Below are 23,189 nucleotides of genomic sequence, written 5' to 3'. Positions count from 1 at the left end.
TAGGGTCGAGGGCATGACGACGAGCGCCGCCTCCGACACCGTCCTCCGCCGCATCCGCGGCCTCCTCGACCAGGCCGAGCGCACGTCGTTCCCCTCCGAGGCCGAGGCCTTCGCCGCCAAGGCCGCGGAGATGATGGCCCGCCACCACGTCGACGTCGCCATGCTGGAGCGCACCCGCCGCGAGCGGGGCGGCGGGGTCGTGGAGGTCGACGTCGAGCTCGGTCGCGGACAGTACGTCCGGGCCCGCCTCGAGCTGCTCGGCCAGGTGGCGGAGGCCTACGACTGCCGGGTCCTCACCTCGTCGGCGCCGCGCGGCCGGGTCGGGCACGTCATCGGCCACGCCGCCGACGTCGAGCAGACCGAGTTGATGTACACGTCGCTGCTCGTGCAGGCCACGCGCGCCGCGGCAGCCGAGCCGGTGCCGCGGGGACACGCCGGCGTCACGTTCCGTCGAGGGTTCCTGCTCGGCTTCGCAGCGAGGGTGGGCGAGCGCCTCGCGGCGCAGGCCGCGCGTGCGGCCCGCCACGCCGAGCAGGAGCACGCCGACGGGGACCCGACGGCACCCTCGGTGGCCCTGGTGCTCGCCGATCGCCGCCAGAGCGTCGACGACTGGGTCGCCGACCGCTACCGCCACCTCCGTCGGCTCGACCGCGCCGCGCCGGTGAGCACCCACGCCGTCGAGCGCGGCACCCGCGCCGGTGACCGTGCCGACCTCGGCGGGCGCGCGGTGGACGGAGGGCGCGCCATGCTGCCGGGGTGACACCGCGCGACACGGACCGCCAACGGGTGGAGGACGCCGAGATCGCGGCGTTCGGCGGCACCGATCTGGAGGAGGAACGGTCGTGGGACGAGGTCACGTCGATCCTGCACGCAGTGGTCCTCACGCCGTGGTGGACGCAGCTCGAGGTGCCCGCCCCCGTGCTGCGTCCCGCCCGGGCCGACGCACGGCGCTCCTCGGCCGACGGCCGCACCATCCGCATCTGTCGGGGCGGCCGCACCGCCTACACCGTCGCCCACGAGCTGGCGCACCACCTCGTCGTCCACCTCCCACCGGGCGGTCCCGGGCACGGGCCGGCGTTCCGTGCCGCCGCGCTGCGCACGGTGGCGGTCGTCGGGGGCACAGAGGCTCGCGACGTGCTCGCCGAGGAGTGGCGCCGCTGGGGGGTCCCGCCCGGGTCGTGGCACAGGTCGGAACCACCGCCGGGACCAGGGCTGGCGCTCGGCGGCGTCATCGCCCTCTGAGCGCGAAGGTCCCGCCCGCCGTGCGGCCTTCTCCCCTACCGTCGTCGTGGCGCCGGCTCCATGCTGGTGTCGACGACGAGGAGGTCACATGACGCGGATCGTGGTGGGTGTGGACGGATCGGAGAGCTCGGTGCGCGCCCTCGAGTGGGCGGTGGACCGGGCGTCGCGCGACGGCGCGGTCGTGGAGGCCGTCCACGCCTGGCACGTGCCGTACGTCGCGAGCTCGATGGGCGGGATGCCCTTCGACGTGCAGATGCTCGCCGACGGGGCCCGCGCCACCCTGGACGAGGTGGTGGGCCGCGTCGACGCCAGCGGGCTCCCCGAGCCGGTGGTCGCCACGCTCCGGGAAGGCGCCGCGGCGCCGGCGCTCGTGGAGGCGTCGCACGACGCCGACCTCGTCGTGGTCGGCAGCCGGGGCCACGGCGGCTTCGTCGGCCTGCTGCTCGGCTCGGTGTCCCAGCAGGTCGCGAGCCACGCCCGCTGCCCGGTCGTCATCATCCCCGCCGACGCCGACGCCGACCCCGACGGCGCCCCGTCCGACAGTTGACCGGACGGTCAACTGAGGACCTTCGACCCTGACACCGGCACGGACGAGGTGCCTACCCTCGCTCGGAGGAGCCCACCGACGCGAGGAGCGCCCGTGCTGCAGATGAACGTCCAGCCCATCCCGACGGTCAGCGAGCGCATCAACGAGATCCGCCGTCTGACCGCCGAGATCGTCAACCGGGAGATCCTCCCGAACGAGAACATGCTCTGGGCCGACGTGAGGGGCAGCGACCGCCTCACCGACGACGACCGCGCCCAGTCACGCAAGCTGCGCGACGAGGTGCGGGCCAAGGTCCGACAAGCCGGCCTGTGGGCACCCCACCTGCCCACCGAGTACGGCGGCGCCGGGCTCGACTTCCTCGAGCTCGCCTACATGTACGAGGTGCTCGCCTACGCGACGGGCGCCTCGTCCCTCTTCGGCGTGGTCGCGCCGAACTCCGGCAACCAGTCGGTGCTCGTGAAGTACGCGAGCGAGGACCAGAAGCAGAAGTGGCTCCTCCCCCTCATCGACGGCGAGCTCGAGTCCGGCTTCTCGATGACCGAGCCCGACCAGCCCGGCTCCGACCCCCGCTCGCTGAAGACCACGGCGCGGCGCGACGGCGACGAGTGGGTCATCAACGGCCACAAGTGGTTCACCTCGAACGGGCTCAAGGCCGACTTCTTCATCGTGATGTGCCGCACCGAGGAGGTCGAGGGCACCGCCGACCGCAACGCGGCGATGACCCAGATCATCGTCCCCGCCGACGCGCCCGGCGTGAACGTCGTCCGTGGCATCACGGTGTGGGGCCGCCCGAGCGACCACGTCGAGATCATCTACGACGACGTGCGCGTCCCGCTGGAGAACGCCCTCGGAGAGCGCGGCTCCGGCCACCAGGCGGCCCAGGACCGCCTCGGCGCGGGCAGGGTCTACCACTGCATGAACTCGCTCGGTCAGATGTGGCGGGCCTTCGACCTCATGGTCGAGCGTTCGCTGACCCGGGAGGTCCACGGCGGGCCGCTCGAGACCAAGCAGTTCGTGCAGGGCATGATCGCCGACTCCTACATGGACATGCAGGCTGCGCGCCTCATGACGATCAACTGCGCCGAGAAGATGGCAGCGGGCCAGGACGCCCGCACCGACATCTCGGCGATCAAGGTGTTCGTCCCCGCGGCGTTTCACCGGGTCGTCGACCGGGCGATCCAGGTGTGGGGCGCGGCCGGCGTCAGCGGCGACCTCCCCCTGTCGGGCATGTACCAGGGCGCCCGCACCCTGCGCCTGGCCGACGGGCCCGACGAGGTCCACCGCATCCTCATGGCGAAGAACGTCCTCGCCGCCTACCGCCACGGCGAGAAGGGCTGGGACTTCGGCAACTGAGCCCGCGCGCGACGCGATCGGCGCGAGGCTGCGCTACGTTCTCCCCACCGAAAGTGAGTGACACCCGTCACACACACCTGGGGGAGGACACACGGATGAACCGTTCACGAGCCACGTGGTGGCGAGTGCTCGCGTTGCTCGCCGTGCTCGGACTGGTCGCCGCTGCGTGCGGCGACGACGACGGGGGCGGCGATGACACCTCGAGCGACACGAGCGCACCGGACGACACGAGCGACACGACCGACGGCGGGGGCGGCGACGGCGACGGCCCGGCACCGGCGTACGGGGGCACCGTCGTCGTCGGCCTCGAGGCCGAGTCGAACACGTGGACCCCGGGGCCGGCGCAGCTCGCCAACTCGGGGCTCATGGTCGCGATGGCGATCTACGACCCGCTGATGTCGCTCAACGAGAACGGCGAGTTCGAGCCGTTCCTCGCCGAGTCGCTCGAGCCGAACGACGACCTGACCGAGTGGACGATGACCCTCCGCGAGGGCGTCCAGTTCCACGACGGCACGCCGCTCGACGCCGAGACGATCGTCTGGAACTTCGAGACGCTGCACTTCACGCCGGACTCGCAGACCTACGGCACCCTGATCGCCGCCGGCGTCGACGAGGCGAACCCCATCGAGGCGCTGGACGAGCGCACCGTCGTCTACCGGCTCAGCGAGCCGAACGCCGCCTTCCCCGACATGCTGCGGGGCGAGGCGGGGTGGCCGATCTCCCGCACCGCCTACGAGGCCAACCCGGAGGGCTTCGGCGACGCGCCGGTCGGCACCGGTCCGTTCGTCATGGAGCAGTGGACCCGTGACGACCGCGCCGTGCTCGTCCGCAACGACAACTACTGGATGACCGCACCCAACGGCGACGAGCTCCCGTACCTCGATGGTCTCGAGTTCCGCCCGATCACCGACGAGGACTCCCGCACAGCGAGCCTCTCCTCGGGCGACGTCCAGATGGTGCAGACCCTGCGTGGCAGCGCGGTGAAGCAGGTCCTCGAGCTGGTGGACGCCGGCGGCTTCGAGAGCAGCCTCCACGTCGGCAACAACTCCGGCTCGGCGATCCTGAACGTGCTCGAGCCCCCGCTCGACGACGTGCGCATCCGCGAGGCCCTCGCCCTGGCGAGCGACTCGGAGCAGGTCCAGGTGGTGCTCGGCGACGACGGGCTCACCGAGGTCAGCACCGGCTTCTTCTCCGAGGACTCGCCGTGGTACTCGGAGACCGCGGCCGCCGCCTACCCCACCGAGCGTGACGTCGAGGCCGCCACCGCCCTCGTCGACGACTACAAGAACGACCCCGAGCGCTCGGACGGCAAGGCGCCCGGTGACGACGTCGTCGTCACCTACGCCTGCCCGCCGGACCCGAGCCTCATCGCCGTCTCGCAGCTCCAGCAGGAGCTGTGGCAGGAGGCCGGTGTCGTCGTCGAGCTAGCCCAGGTCGAGCAGGCCACCCACATCAGCAACGCCGTGGGCTCCGCCGACACCGACCCGCCGTACCGGGGCAACTTCTCGATCAACTGCTGGCGTGCCGGCGGCGGCGAGGGCGACCCGCTCACCTCGCTGCAGAGCTTCTTCGGCCCCGTCGCCGAGACGCCCGGCAACTTCACCAACTACACGAACGAGGAGATCGACGAGCAGCTGGAGATCCTCCAGACGAGCCCCGACTTCGCGGATCGCTACGCGGCGGTGGAGCGCATCAGCATCATCACCGCCGAGGAGTTCCCGATCCTCTGGTCGTCGCCCACGCCGACCATCGTCGGCTACCGCGACGACATCCACGGCGTGACCGACTGGACGCTGCCCTCCGGCAGCATGGGCACGGGGACCCCGGGCGCGGTCGCCCGGTTCCACCAGGTGTTCATGGCCGAGTAGTCCGCAGCGGACATCGCAGCAGGGTGGGCCCCGGTCGGCGAACGACCGGGGCCCACCCGCGTCCGGGCCGTATCGTCACCCGCATGTCCGGCCCCGTCCCCCCTGCGCTCCCCCTGTCCGCCGCGCCGCCGCTGCGGGCGCTCTGGCACCGCGCCGAGCCGCGACACCGCCGCCACGCGGCGTTCGCCGCGCTCATGTCGTTCGTCAACAAGGTCTTCGACATCGCCCCGGAGCTGCTCATCGGCGCGGCCGTCGACGTCGTCGTCAACGCCGAGTCGTCCTTCGTCGGCCGCCTGTTCGGGGTCGAGGACCGCGTCGACCAGCTCTCGATCCTCGTCGCGATCACCGCCGTGGCGTGGATCCTCGAGTCCGTCACCGAGTACCTGGCGGTGCTCAACTGGCGGAACCTGGCCCAGGAGCTGCAGCACGACGTGCGGATGGACGCCTACCGCCACGTCCAGGACCTCGAGGTCGCACACTTCGAGGACCAGACGTCCGGCGGGCTGATGACGATCCTGAACGAGGACGTGAACCAGCTGGAGCGCTTCCTCGACATGGGGCCGCACCGGATCATCACGATGGCGGCGAACGTCGTGCTCATCGGCGTCACGTTCTTCGTCATCTCGCCGCTGCTGATGGCGCTGTCGTTCCTGCCGATCCCCGTGATCGTCGCCGGATCGATCGTCTACCAGCGCCGGCTCGAACCCCGCTACGCCGCGGTGCGGCGAGCCGCCGGTCTCATCGGTGACGCCCTCACGAACGGCCTCGGCGGCGTGGCCACGATCAAGGCGTTCACCGCGGAGGAGCGGGAGGTCGAGCGGGTCGGCACCGACAGCCACCGCTACCTGGCGACGAACCAGGCAGCCATCCGCTGGTCAGCGGCCTTCAGTCCGCTCATCCGCGCCGCGGTGCTGGCCGGGTTCGTCATGACCCTGCTCGTCGGGGGCCGGGCCGCCCTGCGGGGCGACCTCGCCGTCGGGCTGTTCTCGGTGCTCGTCTACATGACCCAGCGGCTGCTGTGGCCGTTGACCGACCTGGGCGAGACGCTCGACCTCTACCAGCGGGCCATGGCGTCGCTGCGCCGGATCTTCGGGCTCCTCGAGGCCGAGCCGACGATCCTGCCCGGCGCTGCGGAGCTGCCGACGCCGGTGCGGGGCGACGTCCGGTTCGAGGACGTGCACTTCGCCTACTCCCCCGACGGCACCGCGGTCCTCTCCGGCATCTCGCTGCACGTGCCCGCCGGCGAGACCCACGCCATCGTCGGCGCCACCGGCTCCGGCAAGTCGACCATCGTGAAGCTGCTGCTGCGCCTGTACGAGCCGACGGCCGGCCGCATCCTCCTCGACGGCACCCCGATCGACGAGCTGACGTTCGCCTCGCTCCGCGGCGCGATGGGGTTCGTCGCCCAGGACGTGTTCCTGTTCCACGGCACGGTGCGCGAGAACCTCACCTACGGTCGTCTCGACGCCGACGACGCGGCGCTCCACCGGGCCGCGGCGCTCGCCGAGGCGGCGGGGTTCGTCGAGGCCATGCCGCACGGGTACGACACGGTGGTCGGCGAGCGGGGACAGAAGCTCTCCGGCGGCCAGCGCCAGCGGCTGACGATCGCCCGCGCCCTCCTGCGCGACCCCGCCGTCCTCGTGCTCGACGAGGCGACCTCCGCGGTCGACAACGAGACCGAGGCAGCCATCCAGCGCTCGATCGACCGCGTGTCGCACTCCCGGACGACGATCGTCATCGCCCACCGGCTGTTCACGATCCGCCACGCCGACCGCATCCACGTCATGGAGGCGGGCCGCCTGGTCGAGGCCGGGACGCACGACGAGCTCGTCGCCCGCGGCGGGCTCTACGCCGCCCTCTGGCGGGTCCAGACCGGCGACACCGACCCGAGCGACGTCGAGGTGGCCTGAGTCGTCCGGGATGTGTGCCGTCCGCCCCCATCCGGGTAGGGCCGAGGGGTCCCCCACCCAAGGAGGCAGCCATGCCTGGGAAGTCCCACGGACCCTCGGTCAAGGACCCGGACCAGTACGAGGCCCTGCGTGACGAGGGCATGAGCAAGGAGAAGGCGGCCCGCATCTCCAACGCGTCGGACAACGAGGGTCGCAGCGAGGTCGGCCGTCGGGGCGGCGAGGCCGAGGACTACGAGGATCGCACCAAGGACGAGCTGCTCGACCGAGCACGGGAGCTCGACATCGAGGGCCGTTCGAAGATGAGCAAGGACGAGCTGATCGACGCCCTCCGGAACCACTGAGCCCGGTCAGGCCACCGAGCTGACGGCGTCGGGGATCGGCGTCGTGCCGGTGTTGAAGCGGATCGTGCGCCCCACGGTCGCCGCCGGATCGCCGAGCACGGCCGCGGCGACGGCGGCGACGTCCTCACGCGGCACCTCGCTCGCGTCGCCGCCGACCTCGATCGCCCCGGTCCCGTCGTCGTCGGTGAGCCGGCTGGGGCCGAGGACGGTCCAGTCGAGGTCGGTCCCCCGCAGGTGCTCGTCGGCCGCAGCCTTGGCCTCGGCGTAGTGCCAGAAGCTCGACGACTCGGGGACGCCGTGGTCGGGCTGCGAGCCGAAGTACGACACCATCACGTAGCGGCGCACCCCGGCCTGCACGGCGGCCTCCATGGATCGGATCGCCGCGTCGCGATCGACGGCGCGGGTCCGCTCCGGGTCGCCACCACCGGCGCCGGCGGACCAGACGACGGCGTCGTGGCCGGCGAGCAGGGTCGCCAGCTCGTCGACGGACAGGTGCTCGACGTCGGCGACGACCGGCTCCGCGCCGGTGGCCACGACGTCCTCGGCCTGGTCGGGGTCGCGGATCACCGCGGACACGGCGTGGCCCTGCCCGGACAGGATCCGCTCGAGGTGCAGGGCGACCTTGCCGTGCCCTCCGATGACGATGACGCGCATGTCTCGCTTCCCCTCGCTGACGACGATCCGTCCAGGGTAGGACGGTGCCATGCCGGATCCGGATGCCGAGGCCGCCCGCGCCCAGCTCGAGGCCGAGAGGGCCCGGGTGAGCGAGCGGCTCGCCGCGCTCGTCCAGAACGTCGAGGACCTGTTCGCCGCGGCCGAGCTCGAACCACCCGACGACGAGCACGACCCCGACGGCACGACGGCCTACGAGCGGGCGCAGTTCATCTCCATGGCCGACGCGGCGCGAGCACGGCTGGCCGAGATCGACGCCGCGCTCGACGCGCTCGATCGTGGCGCCTACGGCACCTGCGCGGTGTGCGGTGGACCGATCGGCGCCGAGCGGCTCGATGCGCTGCCCGGGACGACGCGCTGCGTGCGGTGCGCCTGAACTACCAGATGCGCACCCGGTGGGCGGGGTCGAGCCACAGCCCATCGCCCGGTTGGGTCCCGAAGGTCTCGTGGAACTCGTCGAGGTTGCGCACGATGTTGGCGCGGAACTCGGCCGGCGAGTGCGGGTCGACGGTGAGGAACTGCTCCGCGAGCGCCGGACGGGTGGCGATCCGCCAGATGCGGGCCCAGTTGCGCAGCACCCGCTCGCGGCCGGACATGCCGCCGATCACCGGTGCCGGCGCCTCGCCCAGGCTGATCTCGTAGGCGAGGAGCGCGATGGTCAGGCCCCCGAGGTCGCCGATGTTCTCGCCGACGGTGAGCGACCCGTTCACCCGGCGTCCGGGCAGGTCACGGGGTTCGAAGCCGTCGTACTGGGCGATGAGCGCGTCGGCGAGCTGCCGGAAGCGGGCCCGGTCCTCGTCGGTCCACCAGTCGAGGAGGTTGCCCTCGCCGTCGTACTGGGAGCCCTGGTCGTCGAAGCCGTGACCGATCTCGTGGCCGATCACCGCCCCGATGCCCCCGTAGTTGAGCGCGGGATCGGCGATCGGGTCGAAGAACGGCGGCTGGAGGATGGCGGCCGGGAAGCAGATCTCGTTCGTGCCGGGGTTGTAGTAGGCGTTCACCGTCTGGGGCGTCATGAACCACTCGTCACGGTCGACGGGGCCGCCGAGCTTCGCGATCTGGCGGTCGGTCTCGAACGCCCGGCCGCGCCGCAGGTTGCCGAAGAGGTCGCCGGCGTCGATCTCCAGCGCGGAGTAGTCACGCCACCGGTCCGGGTACCCGATCTTCGGACGGAAGTGCTCGAGCTTCTCGAGCGCCCGGGCCCGCGTCGCCCCCGTCATCCACGGCAGCCGGCCGATGCTGACCCGGTACGCCTCGACCAGGTTGTCGACGAGCTGCTGCATCTCGGCCTTGGCCTCGGGCGGGAAGCGACGGGCGACGAACTCGGCGCCCACCGCCTCGCCGAGCAGCGCGTTGCACAGGTCGGCACCGCGCTTCCAGCGCTCCCGGTTCTGCTCGGTGCCGGTGAGCGTGCGCCGGTAGAAGTCGAAGTGCTCCTCGACGAACGCGCTCGACAGGTACGGCGACGCGCTCGACGCGATGCGGAAGGTCAGCCACGCCCTCCAGTCCGCGACGGCCACCTCCTCCAACGCCGTGGAGAGGGTGTCGAGGTAGCTCGGTTGGCGGACGAGGACCTCGTCGAGCGGGACGTCCCGGCCGGCGGCCATGGCGTCGAGCCAGCCGTCCCAGTCGAAGGCCGGCGCGGCGGTGCGCACCTCGTCGAGCGGCAGGAGGTTGTAGGTGGCGATGACGTCGCGGCACCGCACCTTGTCCCAGTGGCCGGCGGCCAGCCGGGTCTCGAGCGCCAGCACCCGCTCGGCCGCCGTGGTCGCTCGGTCGTCGTCCCAGCCGAGGAGGCGGAACGTGGCGGCCACGTGGGCCCCGTAGGCGTCGCGGATGGGGGCGAAGCCGTCCTCGCGGTAGTACGCCTCGTCGGGCAGGCCGATGCCGCCCTGGACGACGTTGAGCAGGTAGCGGTCGGACCGGCGGTCGTCGGTGTCGACGTAGGCGCCGACCACGCCGAAGATCCCCTCGCGACCGAAGCGCCCGAGCAGCGGGCCCAGCTCGGCCACGTCGGTGATGGCGTCGACCTCGGCGAGGACGTCGGCCAGCGGCGCCGCACCGAGCGACTCGACGCGCTCCTCGTCGAGGAAGCTGGCGAACAGGCTGCCGATCTTGTGGCGATCGGTGCCGGGGACGGCCGTGCCCGCCTCGACCTCGCCTCGGGCCGCGTGGAGGATGGCGCCGACCTCGGCCTCGGCGTCGAGCACCAGGTCGATGAAGCCGCCGACGCGGGACAGGTCGGGCGGGATGGACACGGTCTCGAGCCAGCGGCCGTTGACGTGCCCGAACAGGTCGTCCTGGGGTCGGATGCGGTCGTCGGCGAACTCGGCGAGCGCGGCGACGTCGGGGTCCTGGCCGATGGTCATGCGTCTCCTCAAGTGGGCGGACCTCCATGGTGCCCGCCCGGCTCACCGGTTTCCGACCACCGATCCCGTCGCTGGACGACGCGAGTTGGCGTCCCGTGAGGTGGTGTAGGTAGCGAGACGGTCCCCCCATGGGTTGGGCCATCGCGTGAGCCTTGGTGAGACCTGCGAAAGCACTCACTGGAAGGAACTCACGCGATGACCCATGACGATGATGCCCGAGTTGCTGACCTGCTGGCGCGTCTGGGCGATGGTGACAGCAAGGAGCTGTTCCGCCGGCTGCTCGAGGCGGGGATGCAGGAGTTGATCGACGCCGAGCTCACCGCCGCGATCGGTGCCGGCCCCCACGAGCGAACCGACAGCCGCACCAACCAGCGCAACGGCTCTCGGAGCCGACTGCTGTCCACGCCGGCGGGTGATGTGGAGCTGCGGATCCCCAAGGTGCGGGTCGGGTCGTTCTTCCCGTCGCTGCTCGAGCCGCGCCGGCGGGTCGACAAGGCGCTGTGGGGTGTGATCATGACCGCCTACACCACCGGCACCTCGACCCGGAAGGTCGACGATCTGGTCCAGGCGCTGGGGTGTGAGTCGGGGGTGTCGAAGTCGACGGTGTCGCGGATCTGCGCGGGGATCGACGAAGAGGTCGCCGTGTTCCGCACCCGACGCCTGGACCACGTCGAGTTCCCCTACCTGTACCTCGACGCCACCTACATCAAGGCCCGCATCAACCACCGGATCATCTCCCGGGCCGTCGTGGTCGCCACCGGTGTCACCGCCAATGGTGACCGCGAGGTCCTCGGTGTCGACGTCGGCGACAGCGAAGACGAGGTGTTCTGGACCGCGTTCCTCCGCGGCCTCAAGGACCGAGGCCTCAGCGGAGTGCGCCTCGTCATCTCCGACGCCCACGCCGGGCTGAAGGCGTCGATCCCACGAGTGCTCGCCGGCGCGTCCTGGCAGCGCTGCAAGGTGCATCTGATGCGCAACATCTTGGGCACCGTGCCCTCCGCGTCCAAAGACATGGTCGCCGCGACGGTCCGCACGATCTTCGCCCAGCCCTCCGCAGAGGGGTGCCGGGCCCAGCTGCATGAGGTCGTCGGGGTCCTCGAGGGTCAGTTCCCCAAGGCCGCCGCGATCTTGGAGGGCGCCGAAGCGGACGTGTTGGCCCACACCGCGTTCCCCCGGGCGCATTGGCGCAAGATCGCCTCCACGAACCCCCTCGAGCGGATCAACAAAGAGATCAAGCGCCGCAGCAACGTCGTCGGGATCTTCCCCGACGACGCCTCGGTCATCCGCCTCGTCGGCGCCGTCCTGCTCGACCAACACGACGACTGGGCCATCTCCGAACGCCGCTACCTCTCCGAAGAGAGCATGGCCGCCATCGATCCCGACCCCACGGAGGTGACCACGACGAACCCTGCGCTGCCAGCCGCGTAACCTCAGGCTGGCGAAGCCAAGGCTCACAGACCTACTTCCACCACTCCACGGGGCACGATCCGACGCGATCCGTGGACAGAACCCGCAGGTGGCGGTCAGGCTGCGACCGCGGACCCTTCTTGGTACCGCCTGCGACATCGCGCGTCGCGAGACGTACCGAGAACGGCCGAGGTCGCCACCGGCACGGGCATGAAGCCGAGAACGACGACGCCCCCGGTCGTGGAGACCGGGGGCGTCGTTCCAGCACCCCCAACGGGATTCGAACCCGTGCCGCCACCTTGAGAGGGAGCGGCAAGCTGGGTTCCACGCCTGCGTGACCGATCGACAGACGTTGGCTCGACGGCGGCGTTTGCCCAGTTCATAGGGGGTGTCGTGCGCCGTTAGGGCCGTTGGGGCGGCGGCGATCGGCAGCCGCAACGGGCACAACTTGGGCACAACTTCTCCGCCCGTCTGAGCGGCGAACGTGCGGTGCGGGTCCCACGTCGCCGCGCCCGGAGAGGCGGATAGATGTCAAGTGGCGGGCGGGCGGAGTTCAGGCGCGACCACATGAAGGTCGACCAGCTCCACCCGACCGGTGCTCTGGAGATGCGCCCAGTAGTCACCGATGCGACTGAATCGGCCACCGTGTCGGTCCGCGAACCGCGCGAGGACGTCGGCGTTGCGTCCGAGCTTCTTGCCGATGGTCTGGCCGCTCGTGAGGAACTTCAGGGCGGGGGCACCGCCTGTGACGTAGAGGATCCGTCGCCGACCCGACGCGGCCGTGTCCTCGAGCAGGTCGAGTTTGATCAGGTCCCGGAGGAGCTTCACCTCCCGCTGGCCGTTCCCGCCCCGCTCCGCCCATCGGATGAAGGTGAACTCAGCGATCTGGCGATCAGTGACCAGGTCGCCGACGCCGAGCCCGGCTGACCCTGCTGTTCCGCCGCCGTCGTGGTCGACGGACACGCTGATCACCTGCTCGCCATCTGCGAGCACGTGCGGGAGTGAGGCGGCGATGCCGACGGCGTGGAGCATTACGTCGACCTCGCCGGCCAGTACCTTCAGCGCCAGGGTGGCCAGGTAGGCCGTTTCGACGTCGCCCAGGACGTCGGTCGCCCGTTCCGCAGCGTCGGCTGGACCGGTCGCTCCCACCAGGACGTTCGCCAGAGGCTGTGTGAGCCCTCGTACGGGCGTTCCTGGTGGAGCGAGGCGCCACAGGTGCTGCAGCTGGTCGAGTACACCGTCGTCGAGCTGCCACACCACGCATGCAGTTTGGCATCTGCTCGTGGGAGCGGCGGAGCCTGCCGAGCGCGCCCTAGAAGGGGGGAGGCGGCTCTGCGGGCCCCTGGCGCTGGCGTCGCTCAGCGAGGCCCTCCGAGATCCGTCCTCGGACGGAGGACGCCCGTTGCCGGGTCTCGCTTCCGAGTCGCTTCGCGCCCTCTATGCCCTGAGAGCCGGTGTCACGCGCTCGGTCGAGCTTGTCGGCTGCCGCCTCACGCCAACGGCGAGCCTCGGCCGACTCGGCGTCGGCCTCGATGCCCATCACCTCGTGGAAGTCACCGACCTCGATCGCCACGTGGTTCCGTGCTTCGACGACCTCGGGCGTCTGCTTCGGATTGAACAGCACCTTCTTGTTCGCCGTCTCTGCCGCATCGTTCAGTCGCCCGAGGATCTGCAGGGTGGCGCGCTCGAACAGCTCCGTCCGTTCACGCCGAGCCGCATCGAGTCCGAGCCGGTGGCGATCGAGCTCCTCAGGCGAAGCGTCCATCACCCGATCCAGCTCGAGGATCGCGTGCGCCTCGTGCAGCTGGAAGCATCGTGCGAGTATCGACAGCCACTTGACGATCTCGCTCTCGACCTCCTGGCAGACCGTGACGAGGTCGGCGACGGTGCTCTTGCGAGCGAACTTGGCCTCCAGGTCCGCGAGCTGGCGGAGTGCGAACGCCTGAGTTTCGAGAATCGCAGTTGGCTGGTTCTGCACCTTTGACCATGACACGTCGGACACTCGACCGACGGCCTCGCGAACGGTCATCGCCTCAGCGATCGCGAGCCCGACGGCGTCGACCCGCGCCAGCACCTGGTTCATCTGAGCACGGAGCAGGTCGTCGAGCTTCGCGTCGATCTTCTCGAGGTAGTCGTTGATGGCGTCCAACTGCTGTTGCATCGCCATCTGGGACATGACACCGCCGAGCCCGGCCAGTGCCGCCGGGCTGGTCAAGGCTGTGCCGGGCCCCTGAACGACCTTGATCCAACTCGTGGAGGCCCCGTGCCGACCCAACATGGCGTGCGAGATCCCCGGTGTCTTCGTTGGGATCAGGCCCGCTTCCTTGACCTTGGCCGCCGACTCCTTGGTCATCTTGAGCCAACGCCCGGAGTTCTCGGCGAACTTCGCCGCTGCATCAGCGGCCCCAGAGGAGACCGAGAAGGCGCGGGCGAGGTCGCGCCCTTCCTCGTCTGTGGGTACGAGTCCGGACGAAGCCATGAACTGTTCCACGGCGACAGCGCTGCCGATCACCGCCAGGCCATCGCCGTCGCTGAACAACTCGATGCTGTCGTCGACGCCGTCGTGATCCATGTCCTCCACGCGTGGCCTCCCCAGGTTCGACTTCGCAGCGAGTCGCGCCCCCGCCGTCTGGCGTAGCGTAGCGACCGCCGCGAGAAGCGCATGGGTGGGTGTCCCTGCCGGCTGGCAGTGTCGGGTCGTTGACGATACGCGGCCGCCTGAGCACACTCTGGGAACAACCTGCTCGAGGCCCCAGGTTCCTGGCGGAGATGGGCTTCCTCCCGTGAGAGGGCGCGCTCGGCGCGCCAGGAGGAAGTTCCCGTGGCCGGCTACCGCCGCCGCAAGCCACTCGTGTCGTTCGAGTACGGCACCCGCATCTACGCACCATCCGAGGGCGAGCCCCGCTACCGGGTCGTCGCCACCGACGCAGACGGCCAACGGGTGTTCGCCAAGTTCTCCAGCGAGGAGGCGGCCCGCCACCGAGCCCGCGAGATCGAGAGCCGCCTCGCGTCGTCGGTGCTGCTGCCCGGGCGAGCGAGCGCGCCCACGACCGTTGGTGGGTTGATCGACCGTTACCTGGTGAGCCTGTCGTCTCGGTCGACCCGCTACGCCGAGCGCCAGGAGTACCTGCTGCGCATGTGGGTCCGCCCCGTGCTCGGCGATCACGAGCTCTCGGCCTGGACACCCTCGGACTCCGAGGCCGTGCTCGATCGGGCCCGGCGCACCCTCGCTCCGTCGACGGTGCAGAACGTCGGCTCGGCCATGCGGGCACTGGTGACCTTCGCGTTCAAGAACCGGTGGATCCCGCGAGAGGCGGACCCCATGTGGCTGGTCCGCTACAGCCCGACCGCTGAGGTCCACGGTCAGGCGATCGGGTTCATCCCCCGGTCGTCGCTGCCCACCGACGGGGAGTGCAAACGGCTGTTCAAGGCCCTCGACGCGGCAGGCCAACCCACCTGGGCCCTCGCCATGCAGCTCAAGCACCGGTCGGGACTCCGATGGGGGGAGCTGATCGCGCTCCGCCCGATCGACCTCGACTTCGAGCCGCAACGGGTGGTCCGGGTGCAGCGAGCCGTCGAACAGTCCCGCCAGGGGTTGGCGATCAAGGGCACCAAGAACCGCCAACACCGGGTGTCGACGTTCCCGGCCAGCCTCGTCGAACCGCTCCATGACTGGACAAACCAGGTCGAGCGCGCCCGCGGGCGCGAGGGCCTGCTGTTCCCCGGATCCGACGGCGGCTTCGCCAACCGACGCACCTTCCAGCGGACCTGGGCTCGCGCCGCCCGTGACGCCGGCTGGCCGATGAAGCGCAATACCGCTGCGGTCTGGCATCCCCACGACCTGCGCCACGTCGCCGCGTGCTGGCTCCTGTTCGACGTCCACCTCGACCCCGCGGTGGTCGCCACCCTGCTCGGCCACGCCAACGCCGCCTTCACGCTCTCCCGCTACGTCGGCGTCCGAGGCGACCTCAGCACCACGGTCACCGCTGCGACGGACGACTGGTGAGAATCGAGCTGTACCGGGTCCCTAGCAACGCTCTGACCAGGGAAGAGTCGGCGAACGGGATAGCCAACCGGATACCCAGCGGGATAGGTAGCGGGATACCCCGGGGCAAGGTTGGGTGACCTCGCCAGGTCGGTCGGATGGGGGCCGGACAGGGTCGAGGCTCAGGCGCCAGCGGGCCTCGAGCGGGTGGGGGCCGGAGGTGGCGTGCGTGTGTCGTGCGCGCGCGTCTCGTGCCTCGACCGACCATCGCTCGTCTGCGTGCCTGCGTGCCTGCGTGCCTGCGCAGGATCTGGTCCACAGCCACCCGCCAGCGTGATGGCCGTTCCGGTTCTGGAGCGGCCGCCTGCCGTGAACCCGATGATCGACACGGTCGGTGACCGGGTGATCCAGCAGGTCTGGCGCGCACACATTGACAGGTTCCCCTTGGGGGAACCTGTTGCCCATCCCGCTGGCCGTCTCGTCCCGTCTCACCCCCACGGTCCGTGGTGGACGGGACGACACGAGCCGGCCGCAGAGCGGCCACGCCGGCAGCAGCGCTCCCGGCGGTCGGCGGCCCAACCGGATACCCAGCAGGTTGCCCGTAGGGGAACCTGCAAACGTGTGCGCGCCAGACCTGCCCTTCGGAAGGCACTCGATGGCCGGGCCACCGCTCGGTGTTCCGGGTGGGCCCGGCGGCCTGAGCCGGGTTCGCAGGCCGCTGGTAGCGGCCACGGAGAGCGCTGGGCGCGGCCGTTCAGATGTCGAAGCTGGTGTTCCGGATGTTGGCCAGGTTCAGCGCGAAGTTGCTCGGGTCGAAGGCTGCCGGGTCGAAGTCGGCGCCGACGTAGTCGAGCCGAGCATCGGACGCCCCGGGACGACCGTCGAGCGACTCGAGGAGGTCGTGGTAGCCCCACGGCCCGCCGCAGTCCTCGGGCGGGCACGCCCGGCGGCCACCGATGCAGTCAGGAACGGCCGTGCCCGGCTCCACAGCGCCGACCTTCTCGAGGAGGTCGTGGTAGCCCCACGGCCCGCCGCAGTCCTCGGGCGGGCACGCCCGGCGGCCACCGATGCAGTCAGGAACGGCCGTGCCCGGCTCCACAGCGCCGACCTTCTCGACGGTGACCTTGTGGCGCCAGTCGTCACCGAAGTCGTAGGTGTAGTGGAACGAGACGCCCTCGCTGGCGACGGCGTCGAGGCGAGTGGTGCGCTCATCGTTCGTCGGCGGTCCGAAGTCCCAGTCCGGGTCGGGGGTCCCGTAGCGGGCGCGGCCGATCTCGAACTCGTGGAGGTGGCAGTTCCACCACCCGAACGCGGCCTGGATGACCTCGTGCAGCTCGGCGAGGGTCATCGAGCCGTCGACGAGGATCCGCCGCCAGATCGGCGGCTTCGTGTTGAGCAGGGTGACCTTGAGCTGGAAAACCGATGGGGCACCGCTCGGCGGGTCAATGCCTTCGATCGCGGGGCTCACGGCACCTCTGGACTTGCTCGGCGCAGGCGACGTGGCCGCGGGAACGTCCGTCCCGGGGAACGGGATCACCTCGGCCAGGCCGCCGGCACTTGGAGCGATGTCGCCGACCAGCGCGGCGAGCGCCTGGTCGGGGAAGCCGTCGCCCGAGCGCAGGGGGCCGACTGGGGTACCGGCCATGCGCAGGGACAGGGCGGTGAGGTCGCCGTCGAACCAGTGCTCGCCCAGGAACGCGAACTCGGTCATCACCCCGACCACGCTGCGATCGTTGGTGGGAGCGATGCGCACCTCGGCCATGGCTTCCCGCTCGGCCCCGATCACCCCTGGCTCGACACCGTGCAGCGTCAGGATCCGGGCGATCTCATCGGGGAGCCGGTCGACCAGCTTCGCGGCTGGCGCCAACGGCATGAACACTGGCAGGAACGTGCGGGCGTTGACCGCCAGCGCCACCTGGGGCTTCCAGAACAGCGCAGTGGCGAACCAGTCGCCCAGCACGCCGGTCGACACGTCGTCTTCGCCGACAGCCGGGCCCTTCACCCGATCCCGGAGCTTCTTCGTTCCACGCACCACGAGCATCCTGAGAGTCTCCCAGGCGTGTCGGGCCCCTCGGCGCAGGCCTATGAGGCGTTGGAGCGGGCGTTCTGCGCTAACAGCTCCGCCGAGGAAGCGTGGGTGCCGGGTGGGGGCCAGGGGGCGAGGACCTTCAGCGAGACCTCCAGTTACTCGAGGACGCGAGGGTGTCGCTCATAAGGCGCCGGCTCTCGCGGGCGGCGAGCCCGGAGCGGTCGGGGAGAACTGGCTGCCACCGGCCGGGGACGATGCCCGAGCCGAGCGCCTCCCCGACACGTGCACGATCCATCTCAAGTCCGGTGACGTGCGCCGGATGCTGCCGCCAGTTCAGCCGAGGACCGTCACCAGCTCAGCGATGACCTGGACCTCGGCCTCGTCTCCCGGCTCGAGCACGATCGGCTCGAACTCCGGGTTTACGGGGCGCAGCTCGATACTGCCGACGACCTCGCCGTCCGTCTCCTGCTTGTGGCTCTCGTACCGCTTGACCGTGTACGAACCACCGGTCTCGACGTCGTCGATGGAGTGGTGCTGTGCCAGGACGACCTTTCCCTGGCGGGAACCTGCAGGGATGCGTCGGAAGATGCAGTAGGACGCGTCGGGGATCAACGGCTCCATCGAGCGACCCACCACCTGGCTGACGAACATGGAGTCGTCGATCCGAGCCAGCTGGTCGCCGACGTCAACCCAGCCATCGAGCTCGACATCGTGGCCGTCGCCGAAGTAGCCAGCAGCTGCCTCGAGCGAGTACACGGGCAGATGCGTCACGAACCGATCGGAGGGGTCCGCGTCGTCCACGAGCCGCGGCACACGGATTGGCACCACCGGGGCGATATCGGACGGTTCGATCAGCTTTACCGGATCGTGCCCAAACGCGTAGTCCACGTCGATCGCGTCGAAGTGCGCTTCGCCGCACCGGATCTTCCATCCCTCCGACTCCCAGCGCAGCCTCTCGATGTCGGAGCCACCCTTGGTCTCCCGCACGAGGTAGTAGCGGCGGTCGCTCTCCCGGTCCCGCACGAGCGCCCAGTCCGGGTTGTAGTTCCCGAGCGGCGTCGGGATCTTGTACCACTCGGGCAGCTTCACGAAGAGCGGCACGTCGTTGCGCCCATCGAGGTAGACAGCGAACTTCTCCTCGACCTCGGAGTCGCAGACGACCATGTCGACGATGCTCCGGTTCACGGGAACCACTCTCGGAGCGACCGTCTCGTCCTGGTGCCGGTCGCGGAACATCGACGCCGGCCATGACTCGCCAGACGGCGTGTACTCGATGGTCTCGCTGAGCTCGCCGTAGAGAGCGCGGTTCATGCAGTCGGCGATCTGGTCGATGAACACCGCCGGGTTCGCCTTCACGTCGTCGAGGCGGCTGCATCCCTTCAGGATGCGCACGATCGTCGCCCGGCTCAACGGCAACCGGCGGCACAACTCACGCACGACGTCCGGCACCTTGATCGCTGCTTCGGACTCCACCGCGCCGAGGTCGATTCCACCATCGCCACCCACGCCCCCAGCACCGACTGTCACCTCGTTCTTGGAGAGGTGGAACTTCGCCTTCTCGACTGCCGGCATGCCGTCGATTCGCTCGATGGCGTTCGCGACAACGACATCGGTGTCGAAGGTCAGGCGATAGGAGGTGAGCCGGGAGATCCGCTGCCACAGCTCGCCGAACTCAGGCGACTCGAGCACGTCCTCCTTCAGCTTCACCGGCTTCTTGTCGCGCACGTTGACGATGCGACCCGTGAAGGCGACGCCGGTCTCCTCCTCGATCTCCTTCTGGAGCTTGTCGGCGAAGGACGAGAACGACTCCTTGGCCACCACGGTGAGGAGGTTCACGTCCTCGAGGTGGCAGCGGTCCCCGTTGGTCATCACGGGCAGTCGCAGGCCGCGGCCGACCTGCTGCCGCTTGCGCATCACCGACTTGCCTTTCTGCAGGTTGCAGATCGTAAAGACGTTCGGGTTGTCCCATCCCTCTGCGAGAGCGGAGTGGCTGAAGATGAACCGGAGCGGCTCGTCGAATCCGAGCAGATCCTCCTTGCGCCGCATGATGCGCTCGAACGCATCCGCAGCATCCTTCGAGTCCGCCCTCGCGTCCTTCGGCACGCCCTTGGTCTCTGCGAAGTAGCCGTCGTGCACATCGTCGACCGCCGGCATCTGCGGAGCGATAGCACGAAACCGGGCGTCGCTGCGGACCGACTCGTACTCCTCGACGAACCAGGTCCGAAGTTTCGCGTCGGCTGGGTGGTAGTCGGCGACCCTCTCGATGAAGAACAGCGTGAGCGGTTTCAACGTCGCTGCGAGCTGGCCACGCTTGCCGAGCAGGAACAGCTGGAGCTCCTTCTCGAAGTGGCTCACGATCGCCTGGCGCAGCATCAGCCGCTGCTGCTGATCATCGGTGTCCGAGCTCGTCGAGCCCGCGGCGATGCTGCGGCCGTTGGCGAACTGGACGACGCCCTTGTCTGCGAGGATGTCCTCGACGACCCAGCCGGCGTAGACGTCACGTTGGCCACTGAGGTCGAAGAGATCGTCGTCTTTGCGAAGGGTTTTCTGGGTGGGCTTCGTGCCTTGCTTGGTGGCGGTGTGGATGACGGCAGTCGCGGTCACCGAACCTTTCGTCGCATTGATCTTCTTCACCTCGACGTAGGCCTCGTTGAGGTCGTCGTCCTTGGTGAGGGAGAACACGCCGATCCGTTTGACGAGGCGCTGGTTGTACGCGTCGACCGGGGTCAGCCGGTACAGCAGGTGTGCTCCGACCGGCGGTGTCGCGGAATACCCGACCCGGAACAGTGGATGGAGGGCGTCGATGGCCGGAACCTGGGTGGGGCCGTCGAGGCTCTGCGGCTCGTCCATGACCACAATCGGCCTACAGGCGCGCAGGAACTCGATCGGGGCGTAGCCGTTCAGGGCGTCGGTACGCCGGTGGATGAGCCGGGTGTTCGCGTCGCCGGTCATCGCGGCGATGTTGATCACCATGATCTGCAGGTGGGAGGCGGTTGCGAACTGACGAACTCGGCCCGGTGCCCCACCGTCGTAGACGTGGTGGTCGTACTGGAGCCCGTCGTAGAGGTCGCGGATGTGGTCGCGGAGCAGCGCCAGGCTGTTGAGGACACCCTCCCGGATGGCAACGCTGGGAACCACGATCACGAACTTGCGGAACCCGTACTTGAGGTGGAGCTCGACAATGGTCCGCAGGTAGACGTACGTCTTGCCCGTGCCGGTCTCCATCTCGATGTTGAAGTGCGCCGGCATCTCGCCGTCTTGAAGCGCTCGACGCGATGACTCGCCGACTGCGGGCAATTCCGTACCATCGTCGAGTAGAATGGGGCGGTCCTGTACGCGTCGGAGGTTCTTGCGAGCGGTCTCGGCGCTCAGTTCCAAGGAGTTGCCGAACACGAGCTCCTCGAAGAGTGATCCGTCCTCCGAGAGGCTTGGCATCCCGAGGCCCTGCTCGAGCGCCTCCTGGCCTGCGAAGAGCTCGACGACCGAGTCAATGGCCTCCCGCTGATACGCCTGGTTCGGATCGAACCGGATCTCGACCGTCATCAGACCGTCTTCATCGTGATGCCGAGCTCACGGGACCGGGTGAAGGCGTTTGCCTTGAGCGTGTCCTGACCGGCGAACCCATCCTCGAGGAAGATGACAACGGACGCGGCCGACGTCAGGGTGGACAGAACGAGATTCTCATCGAGAGCGACACTGGGTAAGACTGCGACTCCGCTGCCGATGATCAGCATGTGGTCACCGACTGTCGATCTCAACCAATCGGACTCGAGCGAGACGCCCTCCGCTAGGAGGATCTCGCACGCTAGAGCGTCCTCCCCGCGATCGATAGAAGAGAGCGTGCTCTCGCTCAAGTCGAACAGCTCGCCGCCGTGAGAGTCACCCGCTCCACGAAAGGCGCTCGTTCCCAGCCGGTACGAACGCACACCCCCCCATGACGGGAACTCGCTATGGACGTTCGAGAGGCGCTTCCAGGTCAAGTCGGAAACCAGCGAATCGGACTTGCCGTTGAGGGGCTCCGGCAACTGAACAAGCAGGAACCTGCGGGTGCCCATGTCCTCAGCATTCATGGCAGCGACAGCGTGGCCAGTTGTCCCGGAGCCTGCGAAGAAGTCCAATACGAGACCATCTGGGCGGTTCGCCCACTTGATCAGCTGCTTGATCAGGCGTACTGGCTTCTTTCCGTTCTTGAACTCGACACCTCCTTCCTTGCCAACGTTCATCATGTCGGAGTGGAAGCCCTTCCAAAGCGCCCCGCGGATTGTCGCTCTACTGCGAATTGGGGCGTAGTCGTCTGTGTCGCGTAGGCCGTCAGCGAACGATTGAAGCTGAACAACTGTTCCCTTCGAGTTCTTTCGAAGAAGATACTTCTCGTATCGCTGAATGACTCCTTGCGGAAGATCAAGCGCCTGCACGCGGTCAAGTGAGATCGGGCTCTCACGATAGAGTCGCTTAGCGAATTCCGTCACGAAGTAGTCGTAGATTTCGGCCTCGAGCGATAGTAGCTTCCGGAGGCCAGCCTTCGATAGCGGAGTGGAGTACTTCTGGGCCCACTCCCGAAAGCGAGAGTCTGCCTCGAGCGCCTTCGTGAGCGTCCGTGCTTCGCCCTCACCGTCCCATACGATGTCGTAGTGATCGTCGTACCGCTCGCTAGCGTCATAAAGGGGTTTCCGATTCTCGGCAGCAAGCTCGACGTTCCTGGAGTACACGAGCACATACTCGTGGTTCTTGACCAGCCTTCCGTTCTGTGCCGCCGCCACCTTCATGCCCTGCGTCTTAGACATCTCGACTGCGAGAATGGCGATGAGGTTCTCTTCCCCGAAGATCTCATCGAGAACAGCTCTGAGGCTGTGGATCTCGTTGTCGTCGATCGACACGAACAATACCCCGTCCTGGCGCAGAAGATTTCGAGCAAGAACCAGACGCGGATACATAAATGATAGCCAACGGCTGTGCAGTCTTCCTGATGTGTCACTGCTCGCTGCAAGGCGATTACCAGCTTCGTCGAGCTGGCCGGAGTAACGGAGGTATGCCGTGAGCCCGTCTGCGAAGTCATCATCATAGATGAAGTCATTTCCGGTGTTGTACGGCGGGTCGATGTACATAATATCGACCTTGTCGTTGTAGGCCTTCTGGAGCAGCTTGAGGACCTCGAGGTTGTCGCCTTCAATGAAGACGTTCTTCGCGTTGTCGAAGTCGACCGAACGCTCCATGTCGGGTATCAGGGTTCCACGGCTCGGCGTGAGAAGGGACCGGACGGCCTCCTGCTTGCCTGCCCACATGAGCCCGAACCGCTCCCGACCATCGGCAGGGGTCGTGACCGGCATGTCGAGCAGCTCGCCGAGGCGGGTCGCGTCGAGGATCCCGTCGGCGAGCACACCCGGGAACAGCGCCGCCAGCGCGTCACGGTTGGCAGCGGCCAGGTCGGGTGTCGACAGGTCGACCTTCTCGGGCTGTTCGGTCATC

17 protein-coding genes are annotated in these 23,189 nt (G+C 68.9%); 10 read left to right on the top strand and 7 right to left on the bottom strand.

Annotated elements, in window-relative coordinates; all coding sequences use genetic code 11:
- Positions 1 to 13 precede the first annotated feature (13 nt).
- From GH723_RS06140 to GH723_RS06110, 7 genes are all read left to right on the top strand, one after another.
- Complete coding sequence (locus tag GH723_RS06140; protein ID WP_153758827.1) at positions 14 to 760, top strand: DUF2786 domain-containing protein; 747 nt, start codon at positions 14 to 16, stop codon at positions 758 to 760.
- Entirely contained in the window at positions 757 to 1,242 is a 486-nt protein-coding gene (locus tag GH723_RS06135) for a hypothetical protein (RefSeq protein WP_153758826.1), read from the top strand. Before GH723_RS06140 ends, GH723_RS06135 begins: the two co-directional genes overlap by 4 nt.
- A gap of 88 nt (positions 1,243 to 1,330) precedes the next feature.
- Entirely contained in the window at positions 1,331 to 1,789 is a 459-nt protein-coding gene (locus GH723_RS06130; RefSeq protein WP_153758825.1) for a universal stress protein, read from the top strand.
- Between the two features lie 102 nt (positions 1,790 to 1,891).
- Positions 1,892 to 3,142, top strand: coding sequence for an acyl-CoA dehydrogenase family protein (locus tag GH723_RS06125; protein ID WP_153761095.1), 1,251 nt, complete (start codon positions 1,892 to 1,894; stop codon positions 3,140 to 3,142).
- 95 nt (positions 3,143 to 3,237) lie between these two features.
- On the top strand, positions 3,238 to 5,010 hold the full coding sequence (locus tag GH723_RS06120) for an ABC transporter substrate-binding protein (protein ID WP_153758824.1): 1,773 nt from the start codon (positions 3,238 to 3,240) through the stop codon (positions 5,008 to 5,010).
- Positions 5,011 to 5,093: 83 nt separating this feature from the next.
- Positions 5,094 to 6,920 (top strand): ABC transporter ATP-binding protein, encoded by a 1,827-nt coding sequence (locus tag GH723_RS06115; protein WP_153758823.1) that lies wholly within the window; start codon positions 5,094 to 5,096, stop codon positions 6,918 to 6,920.
- A gap of 71 nt (positions 6,921 to 6,991) precedes the next feature.
- Entirely contained in the window at positions 6,992 to 7,261 is a 270-nt protein-coding gene (locus GH723_RS06110) for a DUF7218 family protein (RefSeq protein WP_153758822.1), read from the top strand.
- Positions 7,262 to 7,267: 6 nt separating this feature from the next.
- Here the strand turns inward: GH723_RS06110 and GH723_RS06105 are convergent, their stop codons facing one another.
- Positions 7,268 to 7,915 carry an SDR family oxidoreductase gene (locus tag GH723_RS06105; RefSeq protein WP_153758821.1) on the bottom strand — a complete coding sequence of 216 codons (648 nt, stop codon included), beginning with the start codon at positions 7,913 to 7,915 and terminating at the stop codon, positions 7,268 to 7,270.
- Positions 7,916 to 7,964: 49 nt separating this feature from the next.
- Between GH723_RS06105 and GH723_RS06100 the strand changes: the two genes are divergently transcribed.
- A complete protein-coding gene (locus GH723_RS06100) occupies positions 7,965 to 8,309 on the top strand; it encodes a TraR/DksA family transcriptional regulator (RefSeq protein ID WP_153758820.1) in 345 nt (114 codons plus the stop codon).
- Between the two features lies 1 nt (position 8,310).
- On the opposite strand, the gene GH723_RS06095 is transcribed toward GH723_RS06100, so the two are convergent.
- The gene (locus GH723_RS06095; protein ID WP_153758819.1) at positions 8,311 to 10,302 is read right to left on the bottom strand and encodes a M13 family metallopeptidase; all 1,992 of its coding nucleotides are present in this window, start codon (positions 10,300 to 10,302) and stop codon (positions 8,311 to 8,313) included.
- Positions 10,303 to 10,497: 195 nt separating this feature from the next.
- Between GH723_RS06095 and GH723_RS06090 the strand changes: the two genes are divergently transcribed.
- Positions 10,498 to 11,730 carry an IS256 family transposase gene (locus GH723_RS06090; protein ID WP_153758818.1) on the top strand — a complete coding sequence of 411 codons (1,233 nt, stop codon included), beginning with the start codon at positions 10,498 to 10,500 and terminating at the stop codon, positions 11,728 to 11,730.
- Positions 11,731 to 12,240: 510 nt separating this feature from the next.
- On the opposite strand, the gene GH723_RS06085 is transcribed toward GH723_RS06090, so the two are convergent.
- A complete protein-coding gene (locus GH723_RS06085; protein WP_153758817.1) occupies positions 12,241 to 12,969 on the bottom strand; it encodes a hypothetical protein in 729 nt (242 codons plus the stop codon).
- Between the two features lie 52 nt (positions 12,970 to 13,021).
- Positions 13,022 to 14,281 carry a hypothetical protein gene (locus GH723_RS06080; RefSeq protein WP_153761094.1) on the bottom strand — a complete coding sequence of 420 codons (1,260 nt, stop codon included), beginning with the start codon at positions 14,279 to 14,281 and terminating at the stop codon, positions 13,022 to 13,024.
- Positions 14,282 to 14,530: 249 nt separating this feature from the next.
- Between GH723_RS06080 and GH723_RS06075 the strand changes: the two genes are divergently transcribed.
- The gene (locus GH723_RS06075; protein WP_153758816.1) at positions 14,531 to 15,715 is read left to right on the top strand and encodes a tyrosine-type recombinase/integrase; all 1,185 of its coding nucleotides are present in this window, start codon (positions 14,531 to 14,533) and stop codon (positions 15,713 to 15,715) included.
- A gap of 733 nt (positions 15,716 to 16,448) precedes the next feature.
- Here the strand turns inward: GH723_RS06075 and GH723_RS18455 are convergent.
- The 3 genes from GH723_RS18455 to GH723_RS06060 all read right to left on the bottom strand — a co-directional run bounded on the left by GH723_RS18455 (position 16,449) and on the right by GH723_RS06060 (position 23,188).
- Entirely contained in the window at positions 16,449 to 17,735 is a 1,287-nt protein-coding gene (locus GH723_RS18455; protein WP_229023115.1) for a plasmid pRiA4b ORF-3 family protein, read from the bottom strand.
- 321 nt (positions 17,736 to 18,056) lie between these two features.
- Positions 18,057 to 21,266, bottom strand: coding sequence for a restriction endonuclease (locus GH723_RS06065; protein ID WP_153758815.1), 3,210 nt, complete (start codon positions 21,264 to 21,266; stop codon positions 18,057 to 18,059).
- Entirely contained in the window at positions 21,266 to 23,188 is a 1,923-nt protein-coding gene (locus tag GH723_RS06060; protein WP_153758814.1) for a site-specific DNA-methyltransferase, read from the bottom strand. The genes GH723_RS06065 and GH723_RS06060 overlap by 1 nt, the downstream gene beginning before the upstream one ends.
- Position 23,189: the final 1 nt, after the last annotated feature.

Origin of the sequence: Actinomarinicola tropica, from assembly GCF_009650215.1 — a bacterium.
GTDB lineage: Bacteria > Actinomycetota > Acidimicrobiia > Acidimicrobiales > SKKL01 > Actinomarinicola > Actinomarinicola tropica.
The sequence above is the reverse complement of the archived record's forward strand: the minus strand, read 5'-3'. Positions and strand labels throughout refer to the sequence as shown.

What these genes read in the sequence shown, in the direction of transcription:
- GH723_RS18455 (WP_229023115.1), bottom strand. Translation starts at nt 17,735, where the DNA reads ATGCTCGTGGTGCGTGGAACGAAGAAGCTCCGGGATCGGGTGAAGGGC.
- GH723_RS06125 (WP_153761095.1), top strand. Translation starts at nt 1,892, where the DNA reads ATGAACGTCCAGCCCATCCCGACGGTCAGCGAGCGCATCAACGAGATC.
- GH723_RS06110 (WP_153758822.1), top strand. Translation starts at nt 6,992, where the DNA reads ATGCCTGGGAAGTCCCACGGACCCTCGGTCAAGGACCCGGACCAGTAC.
- GH723_RS06090 (WP_153758818.1), top strand. Translation starts at nt 10,498, where the DNA reads ATGACCCATGACGATGATGCCCGAGTTGCTGACCTGCTGGCGCGTCTG.
- GH723_RS06115 (WP_153758823.1), top strand. Translation starts at nt 5,094, where the DNA reads ATGTCCGGCCCCGTCCCCCCTGCGCTCCCCCTGTCCGCCGCGCCGCCG.
- GH723_RS06095 (WP_153758819.1), bottom strand. Translation starts at nt 10,302, where the DNA reads ATGACCATCGGCCAGGACCCCGACGTCGCCGCGCTCGCCGAGTTCGCC.
- GH723_RS06140 (WP_153758827.1), top strand. Translation starts at nt 14, where the DNA reads ATGACGACGAGCGCCGCCTCCGACACCGTCCTCCGCCGCATCCGCGGC.
- GH723_RS06065 (WP_153758815.1), bottom strand. Translation starts at nt 21,266, where the DNA reads ATGACGGTCGAGATCCGGTTCGATCCGAACCAGGCGTATCAGCGGGAG.
- GH723_RS06100 (WP_153758820.1), top strand. Translation starts at nt 7,965, where the DNA reads ATGCCGGATCCGGATGCCGAGGCCGCCCGCGCCCAGCTCGAGGCCGAG.
- GH723_RS06060 (WP_153758814.1), bottom strand. Translation starts at nt 23,188, where the DNA reads ATGACCGAACAGCCCGAGAAGGTCGACCTGTCGACACCCGACCTGGCC.
- GH723_RS06120 (WP_153758824.1), top strand. Translation starts at nt 3,238, where the DNA reads ATGAACCGTTCACGAGCCACGTGGTGGCGAGTGCTCGCGTTGCTCGCC.
- GH723_RS06080 (WP_153761094.1), bottom strand. Translation starts at nt 14,281, where the DNA reads ATGGATCACGACGGCGTCGACGACAGCATCGAGTTGTTCAGCGACGGC.
- GH723_RS06130 (WP_153758825.1), top strand. Translation starts at nt 1,331, where the DNA reads ATGACGCGGATCGTGGTGGGTGTGGACGGATCGGAGAGCTCGGTGCGC.
- GH723_RS06105 (WP_153758821.1), bottom strand. Translation starts at nt 7,915, where the DNA reads ATGCGCGTCATCGTCATCGGAGGGCACGGCAAGGTCGCCCTGCACCTC.